The sequence below is a fragment of the Streptomyces sp. PA03-1a genome, assembly GCF_033792805.1.
Lineage (GTDB): Bacteria > Actinomycetota > Actinomycetes > Streptomycetales > Streptomycetaceae > Actinacidiphila.
The window spans coordinates 14175-30573 of record NZ_JARAVO010000029.1; the positions used below are offsets into that span (position 1 = coordinate 14175).

The window sequence follows — 16399 nt, forward strand, 5'->3', positions numbered from 1 at the left end:
TGGTGGTCGGCCCGCGCGCGTCGCACCCTGGAGGGGAGGAGGCGAGCTGACATGACACGTCCGGTCGGTATTGACCTCGGCACCACCAATTCGGTGGTCTGCGCCCTGGAGGGCGGCGAGCCCACCGTCATCACCAACACGGAAGGGGCACGGACCACACCCTCGGTGGTGGCCTTCAGCAAGGGCGGCGAGGTCCTCGTCGGCGAGATCGCCAAGCGCCAGGCCGTGACCAACGTGGAGCGGACCGCCCGCTCGGCCAAGCGGCACATGGGCGACCCCGGCTGGCGGTTCCCCGATTCCGGCACCATCGACGGCAAGCGCTTCACGGCCCAGGAGATCTCGGCCCGGGTGCTGCAGAAGCTGAAGCGGGACGCGGAGGCGTACCTGGGCGAGGACGTCACGGACGCGGTGATCACCGTGCCCGCGTACTTCGACGACGTCCAGCGCACCGCGACCAAGGAGGCCGGGGAGATCGCCGGCCTGAACGTGCTGCGGATCATCAACGAGCCCACGGCCGCGGCCCTGGCGTACGGCCTGGACAAGGAGAACGACCAGACGATCCTCGTCTTCGACCTGGGCGGCGGCACCTTCGACGTCTCCCTGCTGGACATCGGCGAGGGCGTGGTGGAGGTCAAGGCCACCAACGGCGACACGGAGCTGGGCGGCGACGACTGGGACCAGCGGGTCGTCGACCACCTCGTGGAGCGCTTCAAGAACGCGTACGGGCTGGACCTGGCCAAGGACAAGATGGCGCTGCAGCGGCTGCGCGAGGCGGCCGAGCGGGCGAAGATCGAGCTGTCCTCGTCCACCGAGACGACGATCAACCTGCCCTACATCACGGCCTCCGCCGAGGGCCCGCTGCACCTGGACGAGAAGCTCACCCGCGCCCAGTTCCAGCAGCTGACCGCGGACCTGCTGGAGCGCTGCAAGGGTCCCTTCCACCAGGCGGTGAAGGACGCACGGATCAACGTCGCCGACGTCGACCACGTGATCCTGGTGGGCGGTTCGACCCGGATGCCGGCGGTGACGGAGCTGGTGAAGTCGCTGACCGGCAAGGAGCCGCACAAGGGCGTCAACCCGGACGAGGTCGTGGCGATCGGCGCCAGCCTCCAGGCCGGGGTGCTCAAGGGCGAGGTCAAGGACGTCCTGCTGCTGGACGTCACCCCGCTGTCCCTCGGCATCGAGACCAAGGGCGGCATCATGACCAAGCTGATCGAGCGCAACACGACCATCCCCACGAGGCGCTCGGAGATCTTCACGACGGCCGAGGACAACCAGCCGTCGGTGCAGATCCAGGTCTACCAGGGCGAACGCGAGATCGCGGCGTACAACAAGAAGCTCGGGGTGTTCGAGCTGACCGGTCTGCCGCCGGCGCCGCGCGGCATCCCGCAGATCGAGGTCTCCTTCGACATCGACGCCAACGGCATCATGCACGTGACGGCGAAGGACCTCGGCACCGGCAAGGAACAGAAGATGACCGTGACCGGCGGCTCCGGGCTGCCGAAGAGCGACATCGACCGCATGATGCGCGAGGCCGAGCAGTACGCGGAGGAGGACCACAAGCGCCGCGAGGAGGCCGAGACGCGCAACAACGCGGAGAGCCTGGTCTACTCCACCGAGAAACTGCTGCGTGACAACCCCGACAAGGTCCCGGGCGACCTGAAGTCGGAGGTCGAGTCGGCGGTGGCGGACCTGAAGGAGCAGCTGAAGGGCGAGGACTCCGCCGGCATCCGCCGGGCGACCGAGCGGCTGACCGCCTCGGCGCAGAAGATCGGCACGGCGATGTACGCCCAGGCCCAGGCGGAACGGTCCGCGGCGGGCGAGGGCGGGGCCCCACACGCGGCGCCGCCGGAGGGCGACGAGGACGTGGTGGACGCCGAGATCGTCGACGACGACAAGCGGGAGGGAGGCACGGCGTGAACCGGGCCGGTCCGCCTCCGGGCGGCGGGCTGCGGGCGCGGCTCGTCGAACGCACGGCGGACCTGCAACGGCTCAAGGCCGAGTACGACAACTACCGCAAGCGCGTGCACCGGGACCGGCTGGCGGTGCGGGAGATCGCCGTCGCGAACGTGCTGCACGGACTGCTGCCGGTGCTGGACGCCGTCGACCGGGCGCGGGAGCTGGGCGAGGTGACCGGCGGCTTCCGCGCCGTGGTGGACGTGCTGGAGGCGCGGCTGGCGGAACTCGGCCTGCGGTCGTTCGGCGAGCCCGGGGATCCCTTCGACCCGGCGCGTCACGAGGCGGTCGGCTCATCGGGCGCCTACGGCGCGGACCGACTCGTCTGCGGCACCGTCGTACGGTCCGGCTACCGGGTCGGCGGGCACCTGCTGCGCCCCGCGGAGGTGGTGGTCACCGGACCTGCGGGGGCACCGGCCCGGGTGCACCCTGGAGGCATGGAGACAACCCACAAGGTCGACGTGGCCCCGCTCGGGGCCGACCACCGTTACCGCAGGGTGCACATCCGGGGTGTGGGCTGGGAGCAGTTGGAGCGGGAGGAGTTCGAGCTAAGGGTGCGCGGGACCTTCCCGGACATCGACGTGTCGGACCCCGACCAGGTGCACTGGGCCGACCACCCCGGCGAGTGGCCGGACTGGCAGCCGGGCGAGGCCTGAGCACGGCGGTCCGGGGGCGGTCGGGCCGCGGCCCGGCGGCGGTTCAGCGGCGGTTCAGCGGGCGCCGGCGTCCAGGAGCGCGGCGATCCGCTCGACGGCGAAGGCGTAGCCCTGGACGCCGCAGCCCGCGATCACGGCGTCGGCCCGCGCCGAGACGTAGCTGTGGTGCCGGAAGGCCTCGCGCCGGTGGATGTTGGAGATGTGGACCTCGATCACGGGGAGGCCGTCGCAGGCGCCCAGGGCGTCCAGGATCGCCACCGAGGTGTGCGAGTAGGCGCCGGGGTTGATCACGATGCCCGCGTGGTGCTCGCGGGCCTCGTGGATCCAGTCGATCAGCTGTCCCTCGTGGTTGCTCTGCCGGCAGTCGGCGGTCCCGCCGAGCCGCGCCGCCGTCGCGGCGCACAGGGCCTCGACGTCGGCGAGGCTCTCGAAGCCGTAGATCTCGGGCTGCCGCCGGCCGAGGAGGTTGAGGTTGGGACCGTTGAGGACCATGATCGGCGCGCTCGCGAGGGTGCGGGTCATGGCCCCAAGGTCTACCACGTGATCACCCGAAGCTGACGGCGGCGTCCATCTCCCAGACCAGCACCTCGGCACCCTCGGCGCCGGCGGTGAGCCGCTGGCCCTCGGCCCCGGTGACGCGCACGGCGTCGCCCTTGGCGAGCAGGCCCGCGCCTTCGACGGCGACCTCGCCCTTGGCGACGTACAGGTGCACCAGGGGGGCGGTGGGCAGGGCCAGGGTCTGCTGCGGCGCCATGCGCGCGGCCTGCAGCGCGGCGTGTTTCTGGGCGATGGAGATGGCCCGCTCGTCGCGGTCGCGGTCCATTCCGGAGGCGACGGTGACCCAGCCGCCGCGGGCGAGTTCGTCGTTGATGTCGAGCTGCTCGTAGCCAGGCTTGATGCCCTGCTCGTCGGGGAAGACCCACATCTGCACGAAGTGCACGGGGTCCTTGTGCTCGGGCGCGCCGGTCAGCTTCCAGCTGTCGTTCTTCTCGCTGTGCAGGATGCCGGTGCCCGCGCTCATCCGCTGGGCGAGGCCCGGGTAGATGACGCCGTTGTGGCCCTCGGAGTCCTGGTGGACCAGGCCGCCGTCGAGCACCCAGGTGACGATCTCCATGTCCCGGTGCGGGTGCGTGTCGAAGCCGGTGCCGGGGGCGACGACGTCGTCGTTGGAGACCAGCAGCAGACCGAAGTGGGTGTTCTTCGGGTCGTAGTGGTGGCTGAAGGAGAAGCAGTGGTGCGAGTCGAGCCAGCCGGCGCGGGTGTGGAACCGCTGGCCGGCGCGGCGGACATCCAGCTGGGTGGCCATCGGGGATCTCCTTCTGCGGGGTGTGTCTCTGTCGCCCAACCTAACATGTTGAATCTCGAACTATATTCCTTGGATGCCGTAGCTCCGCAGCTTGCGGTAGACCGTGGCCCGCGCGATGCCCAGCGCCTTCGCCGCCCGCGCCTTGTTGCCGCCGTGGGTGCGCAGCGCCTCCAGGATCGCGTCCCGTTCGGCCCGCTCCAGGCTGCCCAGACGGCGGCCGCCGGCCCCGCCGCGCACGGCGTCCGGCAACTCCTCCGGGCGCACCGGACCGCTCAGCCGGCGCTCGTCCGCGAGGGTCCTGACGACCGTCGCCAGCTCGGCGACGTTGCCCGGCCAGGTGTGCCGCTCCAGGGTGCGCCGGGCCTCGACGGTCCAGGTCAGCGGCGGGTGGCCGGGAGCCGGTCGCGGGCTGAGGGCGGCGAGCAGCACCGGGAGGTCCTCGGGGCGCTCGCGCAGCGGCGGTACGGACAGCGAGCGCGCCGCCAGCCGGCCCAGCAGGCGGTCCAGGCACGGGTCCGTACGGTCCCCGGGGGTGTGGGTGGCGGTCAGCCGCAGGACGGGGCGCTGTTCGAGGAGCGCCACCAGCGCGGCCGCGGCACCGCCGTCCAGCGCCTCGACGTGGCGCACGAGCACCCGGCCCGGCACGGGGCGCACGGCCAGCCGCCGCACCCAGTCACGGGCCGCCGCACCGCTCACCAGCGCCGCGTCCAGCTCCACGTCGCCGGCCCGGACGGCCCGGGCCAGCGTCGTCTTGCCGGTGCCGGGCTCTCCCGTCACCAGCAGCGGCCCCTGCTCGCCCCCGAGCCGCACCGCGCGGGCCACCGCCGCGCGCCAGGACAGCGACGCGCCCACGAGCCCGGGCAGCCTCGGCTCGGGGACCGCCGGCGGCCCGCCGGAGCCCTCCGCCGCCGCGGACAGGACGGCGACGGCACCGATGACCTCGCCGGAGTCCAGGACGGGGCTGAGCCGGGCCCGCCAGCCGCCGTCCGGCAGGGGCAGCTCGTACCCCTCGGTCCGGCCGTCGCGGACCATGCCGCCGGCCCGGCGCTCCAGCAGCGCCAGCGACTCGTCGGACAGCCGCCGCGCGGCCTCGGCGCTCACGATCCGCGTCCTGCCGTCGGCCGCGACGACCGCCCGGCCGTTCGGCCGCTCGCGCAGGTAGGCGCCGAGCAGCAGCTCTTCGGGGGATGTATCGGATTGAGACACGCCGGCGGTCTCCCTCTGATCCACGATCGGTTCGTTGCCATTTCAATTATCCGTCAAGGAGCCGCGTTGATGGAGACCGTCGAGACCGACGTGCTGATCGTGGGCAGTGGGCCGGCCGGCGCGAGCGCCGCGCTCGCGCTGAGCACGTACGGGGTGCCGAACATCGTCGTCACACGCTACGACAGGCTGGCCGACACCCCTCGGGCCCACATCACCAACCAGCGCACCATGGAGGTGCTGCGCGACCTCGGCGTCGAGCAGGAGGTCGTCGCCAAGGCCACTCCCCAGCACCTGATGGGGAACACCGTCTTCTGCACCAGCCTCGCGGGCGAGGAGCTGGGGCGGCTGCGCTCCTGGGGCAACGACCCGCTGGTGCAGGCCGCGCACGACCTGGCCAGCCCGAGCCGCATGTGCGACATGCCGCAGAACTGGATGGAGCCGGTGCTGGTCGAGGCGGCCGTGGCGCGCGGCACCCGGCTGCGCTACGGCACCGTCTACACGTCCTTCGAGCAGGACGCCGACGGCGTGACGGCCGTGGTGGAGGACCGGCTGCGCGGCGACGAGTACGCCATCCGCGCCAAGTACCTCATCGGCGCCGACGGCGGACGCAGCAAGGTCGCCGAGGACGCGGGGCTGCCCATGGGCGGCAAGATGGGCGTGGCGGGTAGCGTCAACATCGTCTTCGAGGCCGACCTGTCCCGGTACGTCGCCCACCGCCCCAGCACCCTGTACTGGGTGCTCACCCCCGGCGCGACCGTGGGCGGCATCGGCGCGGGCCTGGTGCGCTGCGTGCGGCCGTGGAACGAGTGGCTGATCGTGTGGGGCTACGACGTCGAGGGCGCGCCCCCGGACCTCACCGAGGAGTACGCCCTGTCGGTGGTCCGGCAGCTGATCGGCGACGACGACGTCCCGGTGACCATCCGCTCCTCCTCGGCGTGGACGGTCAACGAGATGTACGCCGAGACGTACTCCCACGGCCGGGTCTTCTGCGCCGGCGACGCCACCCACCGGCACCCGCCGTCCAACGGCCTCGGCTCCAACACCTCCATCCAGGACGCGTACAACCTGGCCTGGAAGCTGAAGCTGGTCCTGGACGGCACCGCCGCGCCCTCGCTGCTGGACACCTACACCGCCGAGCGGGCGCCCGTCGGCAAGCAGATCGTCACCCGCGCCAACAAGTCGATCGGCGAGACCGCCCCGGTCTTCGACGCGCTGGACCTGCTCACCCCGCAGAGCCCCGGGCAACTGATCGCCAACATGGAGTCCCGCAAGGACGCGACCCCGGCCGGCGAGAAGCGGCGCGCACGGCTGCGCGAGGCGATCGACTTCAAGCGGTACGAGTTCAACGCGCACGGCGTGGAGCTCAACCAGCGCTACGCCTCGGCCGCGGTCGTCCCGGACGGCACCGCCGACCCGGGCTTCGACCGCGATCCCGAGCTGTACCACCAGCCGAGCAGCCGCCCCGGCGCCAAGCTGCCGCACGCATGGCTGACGGCGGGCACCCGCACGCTGTCCACCCTCGACCTCGGCGGCGGGGGCCGGTTCGCGCTGCTGACCGGCATCGGCGGCGAGGCCTGGGTGTCGGCGGCCCGCGCTGCGGGCGCCGAGCTGGGGCTGGACATCGCGACCGCGGTGATCGGCCCCGGCCGGGAGTACGAGGACCCGTACGGCGACTGGGCGCGCGTGCGCGGCATCGGCGACACGGGCGCGCTGCTCGTCCGGCCGGACCTGTACGTGGCCTTCCGGCGCGCCGACGGGGCCGCCGACGACGCCGAGGCGCGGGCCGTGCTCGGCTCCGCGCTGCGGCGCATCCTGGGACGGGACTGACGAGGAGAGAGCATGGACTTCACCGAACAGAGCGCGACGCCGGCCGTCGTGGAGAGCTTCGCGCGGACGCCCGACCCTCGGCTGCGGGAGATCCTGGGCAGTCTGACCCGGCACCTCCACGACTTCGTCCGGGACGTCGAGCCGACGATGGAGGAGTGGGAAGGGGCGATCGGCTTCCTCACCCGCACCGGCCAGGCGTGCACCGACACACGGCAGGAGTTCATCCTCCTGTCCGACGTGCTCGGGGTGTCGATGCTGGTCGAGACGATCAACCAGCGGAAGTCGGCCGGGGAGGGGGCCACCGACTCCACCGTGCTGGGCCCGTTCCACATGGTCGGCTCCCCCGCGCGGGAGTTCGGCGACGCGATCGACATGATCGGCTCGGGTGAGCCCTGCGTGGTCACCGGGCGCGTGGTCTCCGTGGACGGCACACCGCTGCCGGGCGCCACGGTGGACGTCTGGCAGGCCGACGAGCACGGCTTCTACGACGTCCAGCAGCCGGGCGAGCAGCCCCAGGGCAACGGGCGCGGGCTGTTCGAGGCCGACGGGGAGGGCCGCTTCCGGTTCCGCACCGTCGTGCCCGCGCACTACCCGATCCCGACCGACGGCCCGGTGGGCGACCTGCTGGACGCCACGGAGCGCCATGCGTACCGGCCCGCGCACATCCACTTCATCGCGGCCGCCGCCGGCCACCAGCCGGTCACCACGCACGTGTTCGTCCAGGACAGCCCGTACCTGGACTCGGACGCGGTCTTCGCGGTGAAGAAGAGCCTGGTCCAGGAGTTCGCCGAGGTGGACGACCCGGAGCGGGCGGCCGGGTACGGGGTTCCCAACCCCTTCCGGCTGGCGACCTTCGACATCGTGCTGCAGCGGTCATGAGCCTGGAGTTCGTCCACGAGGCGCTGCCGATGCGGGTCGTCTTCCGCGCCGGGGCCGCCACCACGGCCGTGGCGGAGGAGACCGGCCGGCTCGGCCTGCGCCGCGTGCTGGTGCTGTCCGGCCGGCACGGTGAGGACACCGCGCGCTCCGTCGCCGCGTCGCTCGGGGCGGTCTGCGTGGGCGTCCACCCGGGCGCGGTGATGCACGTGCCGGTGAAGGTGGCCGACGAGGCCGTCGCGGTGGCGCAGGAACTGGACGCCGACGGGCTGGTCGCGGTCGGCGGCGGTTCCGCGGTCGGCCTGGGCAAGGCGGTGGCGCTGCGCACCGGGCTGCCGCTGCTGGCCGTTCCGACGACGTACTCGGGCTCCGAGATGACCCCGGTCTGGGGCCTGACGGAGGACGGCGTCAAGCGCACCGGCCGCGACCGCCGTGTCCTGCCGCGCAGCGTCGTCTACGACCCGGAGCTCACCCTGTCGATGCCGCCGGCGCTGTCCGGCACCAGCGGCGTCAACGCCCTCGCCCACGCCGTCGAGGCGCTGTACGCCCCCGACGCCACCCCGATCGTGTCGCTGATGGCCGAGGAGGGGGTGCGCGCCCTGGCGGACGCGCTGCCCCGTGTCGTCGCCGACCCGGGCGGCCTCGACGCGCGCGGACACGCCCTGTACGGGGCATGGCTGTGCGGGGCGTGCCTCGGGGCCACCACGATGGGCCTCCACCACAAGCTGGCCCATGTGCTCGGCGGCGCCTTCGACCTGCCGCACTCCGCGACGCACACGGTGCTGCTGCCGTACGTCCTCGCCTTCAACGCCCCGGCCGCCCCGGCCGCGACGGCCGCGCTGCGCCGGGCGCTGGGCACCGGGGACGCGGCGCGCGCACTGTGGGAGCTGGGCGGGCGGCTCGGCGCGCCGCGCTCGCTGGCCGAGGTCGGTCTGCCGGCCGACGGCATCGGCCGCGTCGTGGAGCTGGTGGGCGCGGCCTCGTACGCCAACCCGCGCCCGGCGGACGCGGAAGAGCTGCGCGCGCTGCTGACGGCGGCGTACGAGGGGGCGCCGCCGACGGGCTGACCGGATTCCGGCCCGGGCATTCCCCGTACACACGCGAACACCTTTGCGCTTTTCGACCGTGCGGCCGAGCGCATTCCCCGGCAACGGTCCCGGAATTCCCGGCGGAACCCGTGTTCCGCCGGCGCGCGGGATTCCCTCAGCCCCGGCGCCGGGCCTCCCGGTCCGGCGCCGCGGGCGGCCCGCCGCCGTAGTCCAGCCGCTCCGCCGTCCTCACCAGCCGTTCCAGTGCGGCACCGTCCCGCGGCCCGCCGTGCAGGGCACGGCGGGCCCGCTCCACAACGCCGCACAGGCGTACGGAAAACAGGCGTTTCGCGCTCCAAAACGCCATCCCCCGCCACCCCTTCCGCCGGTTAGAAATATCTACCAAGGTTGAGCGTATGAGAAATGCGGCACCGAAACAGGCAATGGAGTGGCTGGCCGCCGCCGCGGCGGATCCGCGGGCGTGCAAGCGGGAATGGGAGCACGGCGAGAGCGGGACCGTCCTGCTGCCCGCCGGGCGTTTCTGGGACGTGCTCAGCGTGCCCGAGGACCTCGGCCTGCTGGCCCTCGACGCCCTGCTGCGCCTCCCCCGCACGGAACCCGGGCCCACCCTCGCCGACACGGCCTCCCGCCGGGTCGGCTTCTTCCTCCCGCCGGACCCCGTCAGCAGATGGGTGGGCACCGGAATCCGCTACGCCGGCAGGGGCGCCTGGATCGCCGTCCCGCCCCCGTACCGGGCCGCGGGGGCCCTGCGGTGGCTGGTACCCCCCGACGGAACGGGCACCCTCCACACCCCTACCGTGGTGGAACTGGCCCTGTTCCAGGCAGCAGTTGCGGCAGACTGCCGCCGCTGAAGGAGGCCGCGCGCGGTACGTCCGGCCCCGCATAGCCGGGGACGGCGCGCCCGTGGGCCCGCCAGTCGGCGAGGAGTTCCGTGTAGATGGGCGGGTCCATCCAATAGGCGCCGGTGAGTTCGGCGAAGGTCCGGTGGTGGTCCGGGTGGCCCTGGAGAAGGCATCCACGGGTCGAGGATGTGCTGCTGTCCATGTCCCCTTGCAACGCCGCTCGTGCGCCGGTGGTACGTCCGGAGCGGGCAGTGCCACTGGAACGAGTGAGCGCGCCCCCCTCGTTAGGGGCCTTCCACTCACCCTCTGACCCGCTCATCGTCTCATCGTCACGCGACGGCAGGTCCCGGCAGCCCGAGCGCGTGGGCGAGCAGCGGCCACGCCATCGCGAACTCCTGTCGCCAGTATGCCCATTCGTGTCGGCCGCCCTCGTAGTAGTGCGTCGTCACCGGGATGTCACGGAGTTCCAGCGCGGTGGCGAAGACGTGCGTGGCGGGCCACAGGGTGCTCTCCAGCACCTCCGGCAGCAGCTCGGTGCCACCGCCCGCGGCCGGGGCGGCGGCACCGCTTCCGCAGGACACGTACAGCGCGGTGCCGCGCAGCCCTCCCGCGCGCGCCGTCGGGTTGAAGGACCGCCAGGTGTCCCACCGGTCCACGGGGTCGCCCCACAGGGAGCCGGGGCAGAGGCTCTCGCGGAGCAGGAGGGCGTCGAGGGCGGTGGGCACCCCGGCGAAGGTGGTGTCCAGGACACCGCTGAAGGAGGCGGCGGCGCGGAACGCCCCCGGGTGGCGGGCGGCGTGGGCCATGGCGCCGTGGCCGCCGGTCGAGACGCCCGCCACGGCCCGTACGCCGGAGGCCCGGTAGTCGCGGCGCAGCAGCGCGTCGACTTCGCCCAGCTGGAAGGTCTCGTAGTCGGAGCCGTCGAGCCAGTGGCTGGACAGGCCCGCGGGGCCGCAGTCCGGCATGGCGAGGATGAGGCCGCCGCCCTCGGTGAGCCGCTCGACGCCCGCCTGCCGGCTCCAGGCGGTGTGGTCCTCGTGCGGCCCGTGCAGCAGGTACAGCACCGGCCAGGTGCGCCCGGGCGCACGCGCGAAGTCCGTGGGCAGGACGATCCGCACCGCCGCCGGGCGGCCGAGCGCTGCCGAGGCGACCGTCAGGTCCCAGGTGCGTGCGTCGACGCGGGTCGCGGAGGGCACCTCGGCGGCGGTCCCTCCGGGCGCGCGTGCGGTGCTGGGGGTCATGGGGTGGCTCCTCACAGGACAGGTGCGCGACGGGGCGCGCACGGACCGGGCGCACTCCCTTTACCCGGGGTAACGGACGGCGGCCGGGAGTGGTTCAACCGCCGCCGCGGTTCCCCTCGGCGCGCCGCAAGCCCGCGACGCACCGGGGGCGAAGTGCGATGACCGACCGGTAGGTTCGGTGCCGGGGGCCCCGCCGCGGGGGCCGGAACCGACGAGGGAGCACTCACGCATGACCTGGTTGCTGTACGGAGCCACCGGCTACACCGGCCGCCTCGTCGCACGGGAGGCCGTGGCCCGCGGGGAACGCCCCGTGCTCGCGGGCCGGTCGGCCGCCGCGCTGGCCCCGCTCGCGGCCGAACTGGGCCTGGACCACCGGGTGGTCGGCCTCGGCGACGCGGCGGCGTTGCGCGCGGCGCTCGCGGACGTGGACGCCGTGGCCCACTGCGCGGGGCCCTTCTCCGCGACGGCGCTGCCGATGGCCGAGGCGTGCCTGGACACCGGCACGCACTACCTCGACATCACCGGCGAGATCGACGTGCTCGAGGCGCTGCACGCGATGAGCGCCCGGGCCCGCGCGGCGGGCGTGGTCCTGCTGCCCGGGGCGGGGTTCGACGTCGTCCCCACCGACTGCCTCGCCGCCACCGTCGCCGCCGCGCTGCCCACCGCCACCCACCTGGACATCGCCTTCGTGGCCGGCGGGGGCGCGAGCCCCGGCACGGCACGCTCCGCGCTCGAGGCGCTCGACAAGGGCGCCGGCGGCCGTGCCCGCGTCGACGGGGTGATCCGCGACGTCCCGCTCGGGCACCCCCGGCTGACGGCGTCCTTCCGCAGCGGCCGGCGCCAGGTCGCCGGCATCGCCTGGGGCGACGTCAGCACGGCCTACCACTCGACCGGCATCCCCAACATCTCGACGTACACCTGGCTGCCGGGCGCCCCGCTGGTGGTACGCGTGCTCGGGGTCGGCCCGGTACGGCGACTGGCCCGCGCGGGGGTCGACCGTCTCCTGACGGGCCCCGGCGAGCGCGCGCGGGCGCGCACCCGTTCCCAGGTGTGGGCCCGCGCCCGCGACGCGCACGGCGGTGAGGCCCAGGCGGCGCTGTCGGCCCCCAACGGCTACGCGCTGACCGTCGATTCGGTGCTGCGGATCGTGACCCGGCTGCCGCGGCTCCCGCACGGCACCCAGACCCCCTCCTCGGCCCTCGGCGCCGACTTCGTCCTGGAACTGGACGGAGTACGCCGGGACGGACCCCACGTCAGCTGATCCCCCGCGGCTACGACGGACGCGGCCGAGGCGCGCGCCGGCCGAGGCTCCCGCTACGACGGATCCGCCGCCGCGGGACGCGGTCGCCAAGGCCGACCCGCGCCGCGGTCGGCCGGTCCCTGAAGGGCTACGGCAGAAGGGCGCCACCACGCGCCCACTCCCGCGACCGGGCGCACGCACCCGCGCCGCAGCAAGGTCCGGACGACGTTGGCCTCCGACAGCCCTGCGGTGAGTCGCAACCGCGGCCCCCGACCCTGCCGCCGAAACCGCGGCACCGGTCCGCGACCGGACCCCCGGGCCGGCCGTGGCTCCCGCTACGACGGACGCGCCGTCGAGGCGCGCGCCGTGGCGGCGGTGGCCGCCGCCACCGCCCAGCCCTCCAGGCTCGTGACGAACTGCGCCGCGCAGTCGGGCCAGTGCAGCCCGCCACGGGCGGCGGCGTGGCCGCGGGCGCCCATCGCGCGGCGCAGTTCCGGGTCGTCGCGCAGCCGTCGGACCGCGTCCGCGGCGGCCGCGGGGTCCTCGAAGGGGACGAGGAGGCCGCAGTCGTGCCCGCGGACCAGCTCGGCGGCGAGGGGGTTGGGGGTGCTCACGACGGGGATGCCGTAGGCCATGTACTCGACGACCTTGGTGGGCCGCGAGTGGCGGTAGTTCGCCTCGTCGCGCAGCAGCGACACCCCGGCGAGGGCGCCGCGCAGCCGGCCCAGGGCCGCGTCGTTGGGCAGGAAACCGTGCCAGCGCAGCGCGCCGTCGCGGTCGGCCGCCGCGAGCAGTCCGCGGACGTCCCCGTCGGCGGCGCCGATGAGCTCGACATGGACGTCCGGGGCCAGCAGCCGTGCCATGGCGACCAGTTCCTCGGCGCCGCGGGCCCGGGACAGCTGCCCGAGGTAGACCACGCGGTCGTCGCCCGGCGCCGGCGGGGGGTCCGTGGGGACGGTGACCAGGTTGGGCACCACGGGGTGCGCGCGGCGGAAGCGCCGCTGGTAGGCGTCCTCGGCGAGCAGCAGGTGCAGATGCCGCTCGGCGGCGAGTTCGGCCGCGCGGACCACGAGGCGCAGCGGCGGGCGCAGTGGCCGCGGAACCCAGCCCTTCATGGTGAGGGCGGCCGCGGTGTCCTCGTGCACGTCCCACACCACGGCCGGCCGCCGGGCGCCGGTGCGGTGCCAGTGCCGCAGCGCCCGCGGCAGGGCGAGCAGCAGTTCGGGGTCGTGGAGCAGGACGGCGTCGACGGTGGGCCCGCGCCGCACCAGCAGGCGCCGGGCCGCACGGACGGCCGCACGCCGGTCCCGTCCGGTGGCCCGGGGCAGGTCGACGCCCTCGACCCCGGGGCGGGGCGGGGTCGCCCGCGCGGTGAAGGGCGCGGCGTAGGTGACGGTGTGACCGTGGGTTATGAGGGCGGCTATCTGACGGTGCAGGATGCGCGCGTCCTCGGGGTGGTGCACGACGGTGACGACCAGTACGTGCATCACAGCACCTCGACGTCCGGCCGGAAGATCCGTCCGCGCGTGTCGAACAGCAGGCGGGCCCGGTCCGCCACCACCTGCAGGTCGTAGGCGCTGTGGTCCTGCAGGAGGACCGTCAGGTCGTGATCGCGCAGAGCGGCGGCCAGGTCGCCGGCCCGGGGGACGGGCTCGCCGTCGACCTCCCAGGCCTCCACGAACGGGTCGTGGAAGGAGATCCCCGTGCCGAGCCGGCGCAGCAGCCGCGCCACGGGGACGGCGGGGCTCTCGCGCCGGTCGGCGATGTCGGGCTTGTAGGTGACGCCGAGCAGCAGCACCCGTGAGCCGTGCAGCGCCTTCCCGGCCGTGTTGAGCAGGTCCTGCGCCCGGCGCACCACGTACTCCGGCATCCGGTGGTTGATCTCCCGGGCGAGTTCGACGAAGCGGAACTCGTAGCCGAGCGTACGGACCTTGTACGAAAGGTAGTTGGGGTCGATCGGGATGCAGTGGCCGCCCACGCCCGCGCCGGGCCGGAAGGCCTGGAAGCCGAAGGGCTTGGTGGCGGCGCAGTCGATGACGTTCCAGATGTCGACGCCCAGTTCGCGGCAGAGTATGGCCAGCTCGTTGACGAGCGCGATGTTGACGTGGCGGTAGGTGTTCTCCAGCAGCTTGGCCATCTCGGCCTCGCGGGTGCCCTTGGCCCGCACGACGGTGTCGACGAGCTTGCCGTAGAACGCGACGGCGCGCGCCGCGCACCCGGGGGTGTGCCCGCCGACGATCTTCGGGGTGTCGCGGAAGCCGTGGGTCCGGTTGCCCGGGTCGATCCGCTCGGGCGAGAAGGCGAGGGCGAAGTCCGCCCCGGCGCGCAGCCCCGAGCCCGCCTCGAGGAGGGGCCGGACGACCTCGTCGGTCGTGCCGGGGTAGGTCGTCGACTCCAGCACGACCAGGACGCCGGGGCGCAGCCGCGCGGCGACCGCCTCGGCGGCCCCGGTGACCGCGGTCAGGTCTGGTCCGCCGTCCTCGGACAGCGGGGTGGGGACGCAGATGACGATGGCCTGGGCCTCCCCCAGGCACTCCTGGCCGGTGGTCGCGGTGAACCCGGAGGCCAGCATGCGCCGCAGGTCGTCGTCGCGGACGTCGTCCACGTGCGAGCGGCCGGAGTTGAGGGCGTCCACGACCGCGGGGTCCAGGTCGTGTCCCACGACGCTCAGTCCCACCGCCGCGGCTTCCCTGGCGAGGGGCAGCCCGACGTACCCGAGGCCTACGACTGCGAGATCCACCGTCATGCCGCACCATCCAGAGCGCTATACGGCCCCCAGACCGCGGTAGGCGTCGCGCGTCCGCCCCGCGATGTGGGCCCACGTACGGTCGCGGGCCACTCGTGCGCGGGCGGCGTCGCCCATCATCCGCCGTTGATTTGGACTATAGAGCAATATTTCGAGCGTATCTGCCCAGGCATTTACGTCTCCTGACGGAATTAGCCGTCCGTTCACCTGGTCTTCGACCAGCTCCCCCATCGCCGTGACATCACTTGCTGCAAGGGGAAGACCGCTCGCCATCGCCTCCACCGGCTTGAGAGGGGTCACGAGATGGCACACCCGCTCTCCCGTCCGGGGCACCGCGAAGACGTCCAGCACGGCATGGTGGGCCCGCACCTCGGCGTACGGCACACGGCCCGTGAACAGGGCGCTCCCGCCGAGGCCGAGCCCCGCCGCCTGCCGCTCCAGCGCGGGCCGCTGCGGGCCGTCTCCCACGATCAGCAGGCGCAGCGGCACACCCCGGCGGCGCAGCACGGCCCCGGCGCGCAGCAGGGTGCCGATGCCCTCGTGGGGGGTGAGCGTGGAGACCGTGCCGACGACCAGCTCGTCCGGGCCGATGCCGAGACGGGTGCGCAGGTCACCGGGGTCGGGCAGCGGCTGGAGGAAGACGTCGTCCACGGCGTTGGGCACGACCCGCACCCGTTCCTCGGGGACCCCCCGGGAGACGATCTCCGCCTTCATCGCCTCGCCGAGGGTGAGCACCAGGTCGGCGGCCTTCATGCAGTGCGTCTCCAGGGCGCGCCGCTCCCGGTACGACGCGCTGTCACGGTCACGCCCGGGTCCCTGCGTCAGCCAGGTCTCCTCCAGGAAGCCGCGCACCTCGTAGACGACCGGCAGGCCGAACGATTCGCGCAGTGCGAGCGCCACTCGGCCGTTCGGGTGATCGGTGGCCGCGTGCAGGACCGCGGGGCGGAGCCGTTCGACGAGCCGGGCGGCGAGCTCGGCGTTGCGGGCGAGGGCGGCCGCGGGCGTCCCCGGCATCCGCACCGGCAGCAGGCGGTGGTACGGCACCCCGTCCACGACCTGCGCCGGCCGTCCGTCCCAGACGCCCTGCGCCACGGGGAAGCCCAGCCGTGTGACGACCTGCGGGTCCAGGCCCGCCTCCCGCTGGGCGCGCGCGATGGCGTGCGTCCTGACGGTGTAGCCGGCGTTGCGGTACGGCAGGGAGTTGGTGACCAGGTGCAGCACCCGCCCCGGCACCGCCGTCCCCGGCGCACCGGCCGGGGCGGGCACACCCCGCGGCCCATAGGCGGTGGCGCCGCCGCGCACGCGGTGCGGATCGCGCTCGGGCAGCCGGGCCAGCGCCCACCGGGCGGGTCGCCGGGCCGGCCCCGGGGCGACCCGCAGGGCCAGGGACGCCGCACGCACCGGGTCGTCCCGCAGATGACGGACCGCCACGGAGGCGGCGAGAATCAAGGCAC

At 74.0% G+C, this 16399-nt stretch carries 15 protein-coding genes; 7 read left to right on the forward strand and 8 right to left on the reverse strand.

Going from position 1 to position 16399, the window contains the following annotated elements; all coding sequences use genetic code 11:
* Positions 1 to 51: 51 nt before the first annotated feature.
* Complete coding sequence (dnaK, locus tag PV341_RS09075) at positions 52 to 1920, forward strand: molecular chaperone DnaK (protein WP_500323895.1); 1869 nt, start codon at positions 52 to 54, stop codon at positions 1918 to 1920.
* Positions 1917 to 2612 carry a nucleotide exchange factor GrpE gene (gene grpE / locus PV341_RS09080; protein ID WP_500323894.1) on the forward strand — a complete coding sequence of 232 codons (696 nt, stop codon included), beginning with the start codon at positions 1917 to 1919 and terminating at the stop codon, positions 2610 to 2612. Before dnaK ends, grpE begins: the two co-directional genes overlap by 4 nt.
* A gap of 54 nt (positions 2613 to 2666) precedes the next feature.
* Here the strand turns inward: grpE and aroQ are convergent, their stop codons facing one another.
* Genes aroQ through PV341_RS09095 form a run of 3 tightly spaced genes read right to left on the reverse strand, consistent with a single transcriptional unit; the run spans position 2667 to position 5124 of the window.
* On the reverse strand, positions 2667 to 3134 hold the full coding sequence (aroQ, locus tag PV341_RS09085) for a type II 3-dehydroquinate dehydratase (RefSeq protein WP_500323893.1): 468 nt from the start codon (positions 3132 to 3134) through the stop codon (positions 2667 to 2669).
* A 22-nt stretch (positions 3135 to 3156) separates the two neighbouring features.
* Entirely contained in the window at positions 3157 to 3918 is a 762-nt protein-coding gene (locus PV341_RS09090; protein WP_499515240.1) for a pirin family protein, read from the reverse strand.
* A gap of 60 nt (positions 3919 to 3978) precedes the next feature.
* The gene (locus tag PV341_RS09095) at positions 3979 to 5124 is read right to left on the reverse strand and encodes a helix-turn-helix domain-containing protein (RefSeq protein ID WP_500323891.1); all 1146 of its coding nucleotides are present in this window, start codon (positions 5122 to 5124) and stop codon (positions 3979 to 3981) included.
* A gap of 69 nt (positions 5125 to 5193) precedes the next feature.
* Between PV341_RS09095 and PV341_RS09100 the strand changes: the two genes are divergently transcribed.
* The 3 genes from PV341_RS09100 to PV341_RS09110 are packed head-to-tail and all read left to right on the forward strand — an operon-like array spanning position 5194 to position 8894.
* The gene (locus tag PV341_RS09100) at positions 5194 to 6951 is read left to right on the forward strand and encodes an FAD-dependent oxidoreductase (RefSeq protein WP_500323890.1); all 1758 of its coding nucleotides are present in this window, start codon (positions 5194 to 5196) and stop codon (positions 6949 to 6951) included.
* Between the two features lie 12 nt (positions 6952 to 6963).
* A complete protein-coding gene (locus tag PV341_RS09105; RefSeq protein ID WP_500323889.1) occupies positions 6964 to 7830 on the forward strand; it encodes a dioxygenase family protein in 867 nt (288 codons plus the stop codon).
* Positions 7827 to 8894 carry a maleylacetate reductase gene (locus PV341_RS09110; RefSeq protein WP_500323888.1) on the forward strand — a complete coding sequence of 356 codons (1068 nt, stop codon included), beginning with the start codon at positions 7827 to 7829 and terminating at the stop codon, positions 8892 to 8894. Before PV341_RS09105 ends, PV341_RS09110 begins: the two co-directional genes overlap by 4 nt.
* Positions 8895 to 9030: 136 nt before the next feature.
* On the opposite strand, the gene PV341_RS09115 is transcribed toward PV341_RS09110, so the two are convergent.
* Positions 9031 to 9222, reverse strand: a complete 192-nt coding sequence (locus tag PV341_RS09115) for a hypothetical protein (protein WP_500323887.1) — start codon at positions 9220 to 9222, stop codon at positions 9031 to 9033.
* Positions 9223 to 9271: 49 nt separating this feature from the next.
* Between PV341_RS09115 and PV341_RS09120 the strand changes: the two genes are divergently transcribed.
* Complete coding sequence (locus PV341_RS09120) at positions 9272 to 9727, forward strand: hypothetical protein (protein ID WP_499515234.1); 456 nt, start codon at positions 9272 to 9274, stop codon at positions 9725 to 9727.
* Between the two features lie 320 nt (positions 9728 to 10047).
* Here the strand turns inward: PV341_RS09120 and PV341_RS09125 are convergent, their stop codons facing one another.
* Entirely contained in the window at positions 10048 to 10959 is a 912-nt protein-coding gene (locus PV341_RS09125) for an alpha/beta hydrolase (protein WP_500323886.1), read from the reverse strand.
* 229 nt (positions 10960 to 11188) lie between these two features.
* On the opposite strand from PV341_RS09125, the gene PV341_RS09130 reads away from it, so the two are divergent.
* Positions 11189 to 12220: a saccharopine dehydrogenase family protein gene (locus tag PV341_RS09130; protein WP_500357311.1), complete on the forward strand. Its 1032-nt coding sequence runs from the start codon at positions 11189 to 11191 to the stop codon at positions 12218 to 12220.
* A gap of 314 nt (positions 12221 to 12534) precedes the next feature.
* On the opposite strand, the gene PV341_RS09135 is transcribed toward PV341_RS09130, so the two are convergent.
* From PV341_RS09135 to PV341_RS09145, 3 genes are read right to left on the reverse strand one after another with little or no spacing between them, the layout of a single operon-like run.
* On the reverse strand, positions 12535 to 13686 hold the full coding sequence (locus tag PV341_RS09135; protein ID WP_500357313.1) for a glycosyltransferase: 1152 nt from the start codon (positions 13684 to 13686) through the stop codon (positions 12535 to 12537).
* Complete coding sequence (locus PV341_RS09140) at positions 13686 to 14945, reverse strand: nucleotide sugar dehydrogenase (protein ID WP_500323883.1); 1260 nt, start codon at positions 14943 to 14945, stop codon at positions 13686 to 13688. The genes PV341_RS09135 and PV341_RS09140 overlap by 1 nt, the downstream gene beginning before the upstream one ends.
* An 18-nt stretch (positions 14946 to 14963) precedes the next feature.
* Positions 14964 to 16394, reverse strand: coding sequence for a glycosyltransferase (locus PV341_RS09145; RefSeq protein ID WP_500323882.1), 1431 nt, complete (start codon positions 16392 to 16394; stop codon positions 14964 to 14966).
* Positions 16395 to 16399 lie beyond the last annotated feature (5 nt).

Coding starts and splice junctions, on each gene's coding strand:
- dnaK (WP_500323895.1), top strand. CDS start 52: ATGACACGTCCGGTCGGTATTGACCTCGGCACCACCAATTCGGTGGTC.
- PV341_RS09135 (WP_500357313.1), bottom strand. CDS start 13,686: ATGCACGTACTGGTCGTCACCGTCGTGCACCACCCCGAGGACGCGCGC.
- PV341_RS09140 (WP_500323883.1), bottom strand. CDS start 14,945: ATGACGGTGGATCTCGCAGTCGTAGGCCTCGGGTACGTCGGGCTGCCC.
- PV341_RS09110 (WP_500323888.1), top strand. CDS start 7,827: ATGAGCCTGGAGTTCGTCCACGAGGCGCTGCCGATGCGGGTCGTCTTC.
- PV341_RS09105 (WP_500323889.1), top strand. CDS start 6,964: ATGGACTTCACCGAACAGAGCGCGACGCCGGCCGTCGTGGAGAGCTTC.
- PV341_RS09120 (WP_499515234.1), top strand. CDS start 9,272: ATGAGAAATGCGGCACCGAAACAGGCAATGGAGTGGCTGGCCGCCGCC.
- PV341_RS09125 (WP_500323886.1), bottom strand. CDS start 10,959: ATGACCCCCAGCACCGCACGCGCGCCCGGAGGGACCGCCGCCGAGGTG.
- PV341_RS09090 (WP_499515240.1), bottom strand. CDS start 3,918: ATGGCCACCCAGCTGGATGTCCGCCGCGCCGGCCAGCGGTTCCACACC.
- PV341_RS09130 (WP_500357311.1), top strand. CDS start 11,189: ATGACCTGGTTGCTGTACGGAGCCACCGGCTACACCGGCCGCCTCGTC.
- PV341_RS09115 (WP_500323887.1), bottom strand. CDS start 9,222: ATGGCGTTTTGGAGCGCGAAACGCCTGTTTTCCGTACGCCTGTGCGGC.
- PV341_RS09100 (WP_500323890.1), top strand. CDS start 5,194: ATGGAGACCGTCGAGACCGACGTGCTGATCGTGGGCAGTGGGCCGGCC.
- aroQ (WP_500323893.1), bottom strand. CDS start 3,134: ATGACCCGCACCCTCGCGAGCGCGCCGATCATGGTCCTCAACGGTCCC.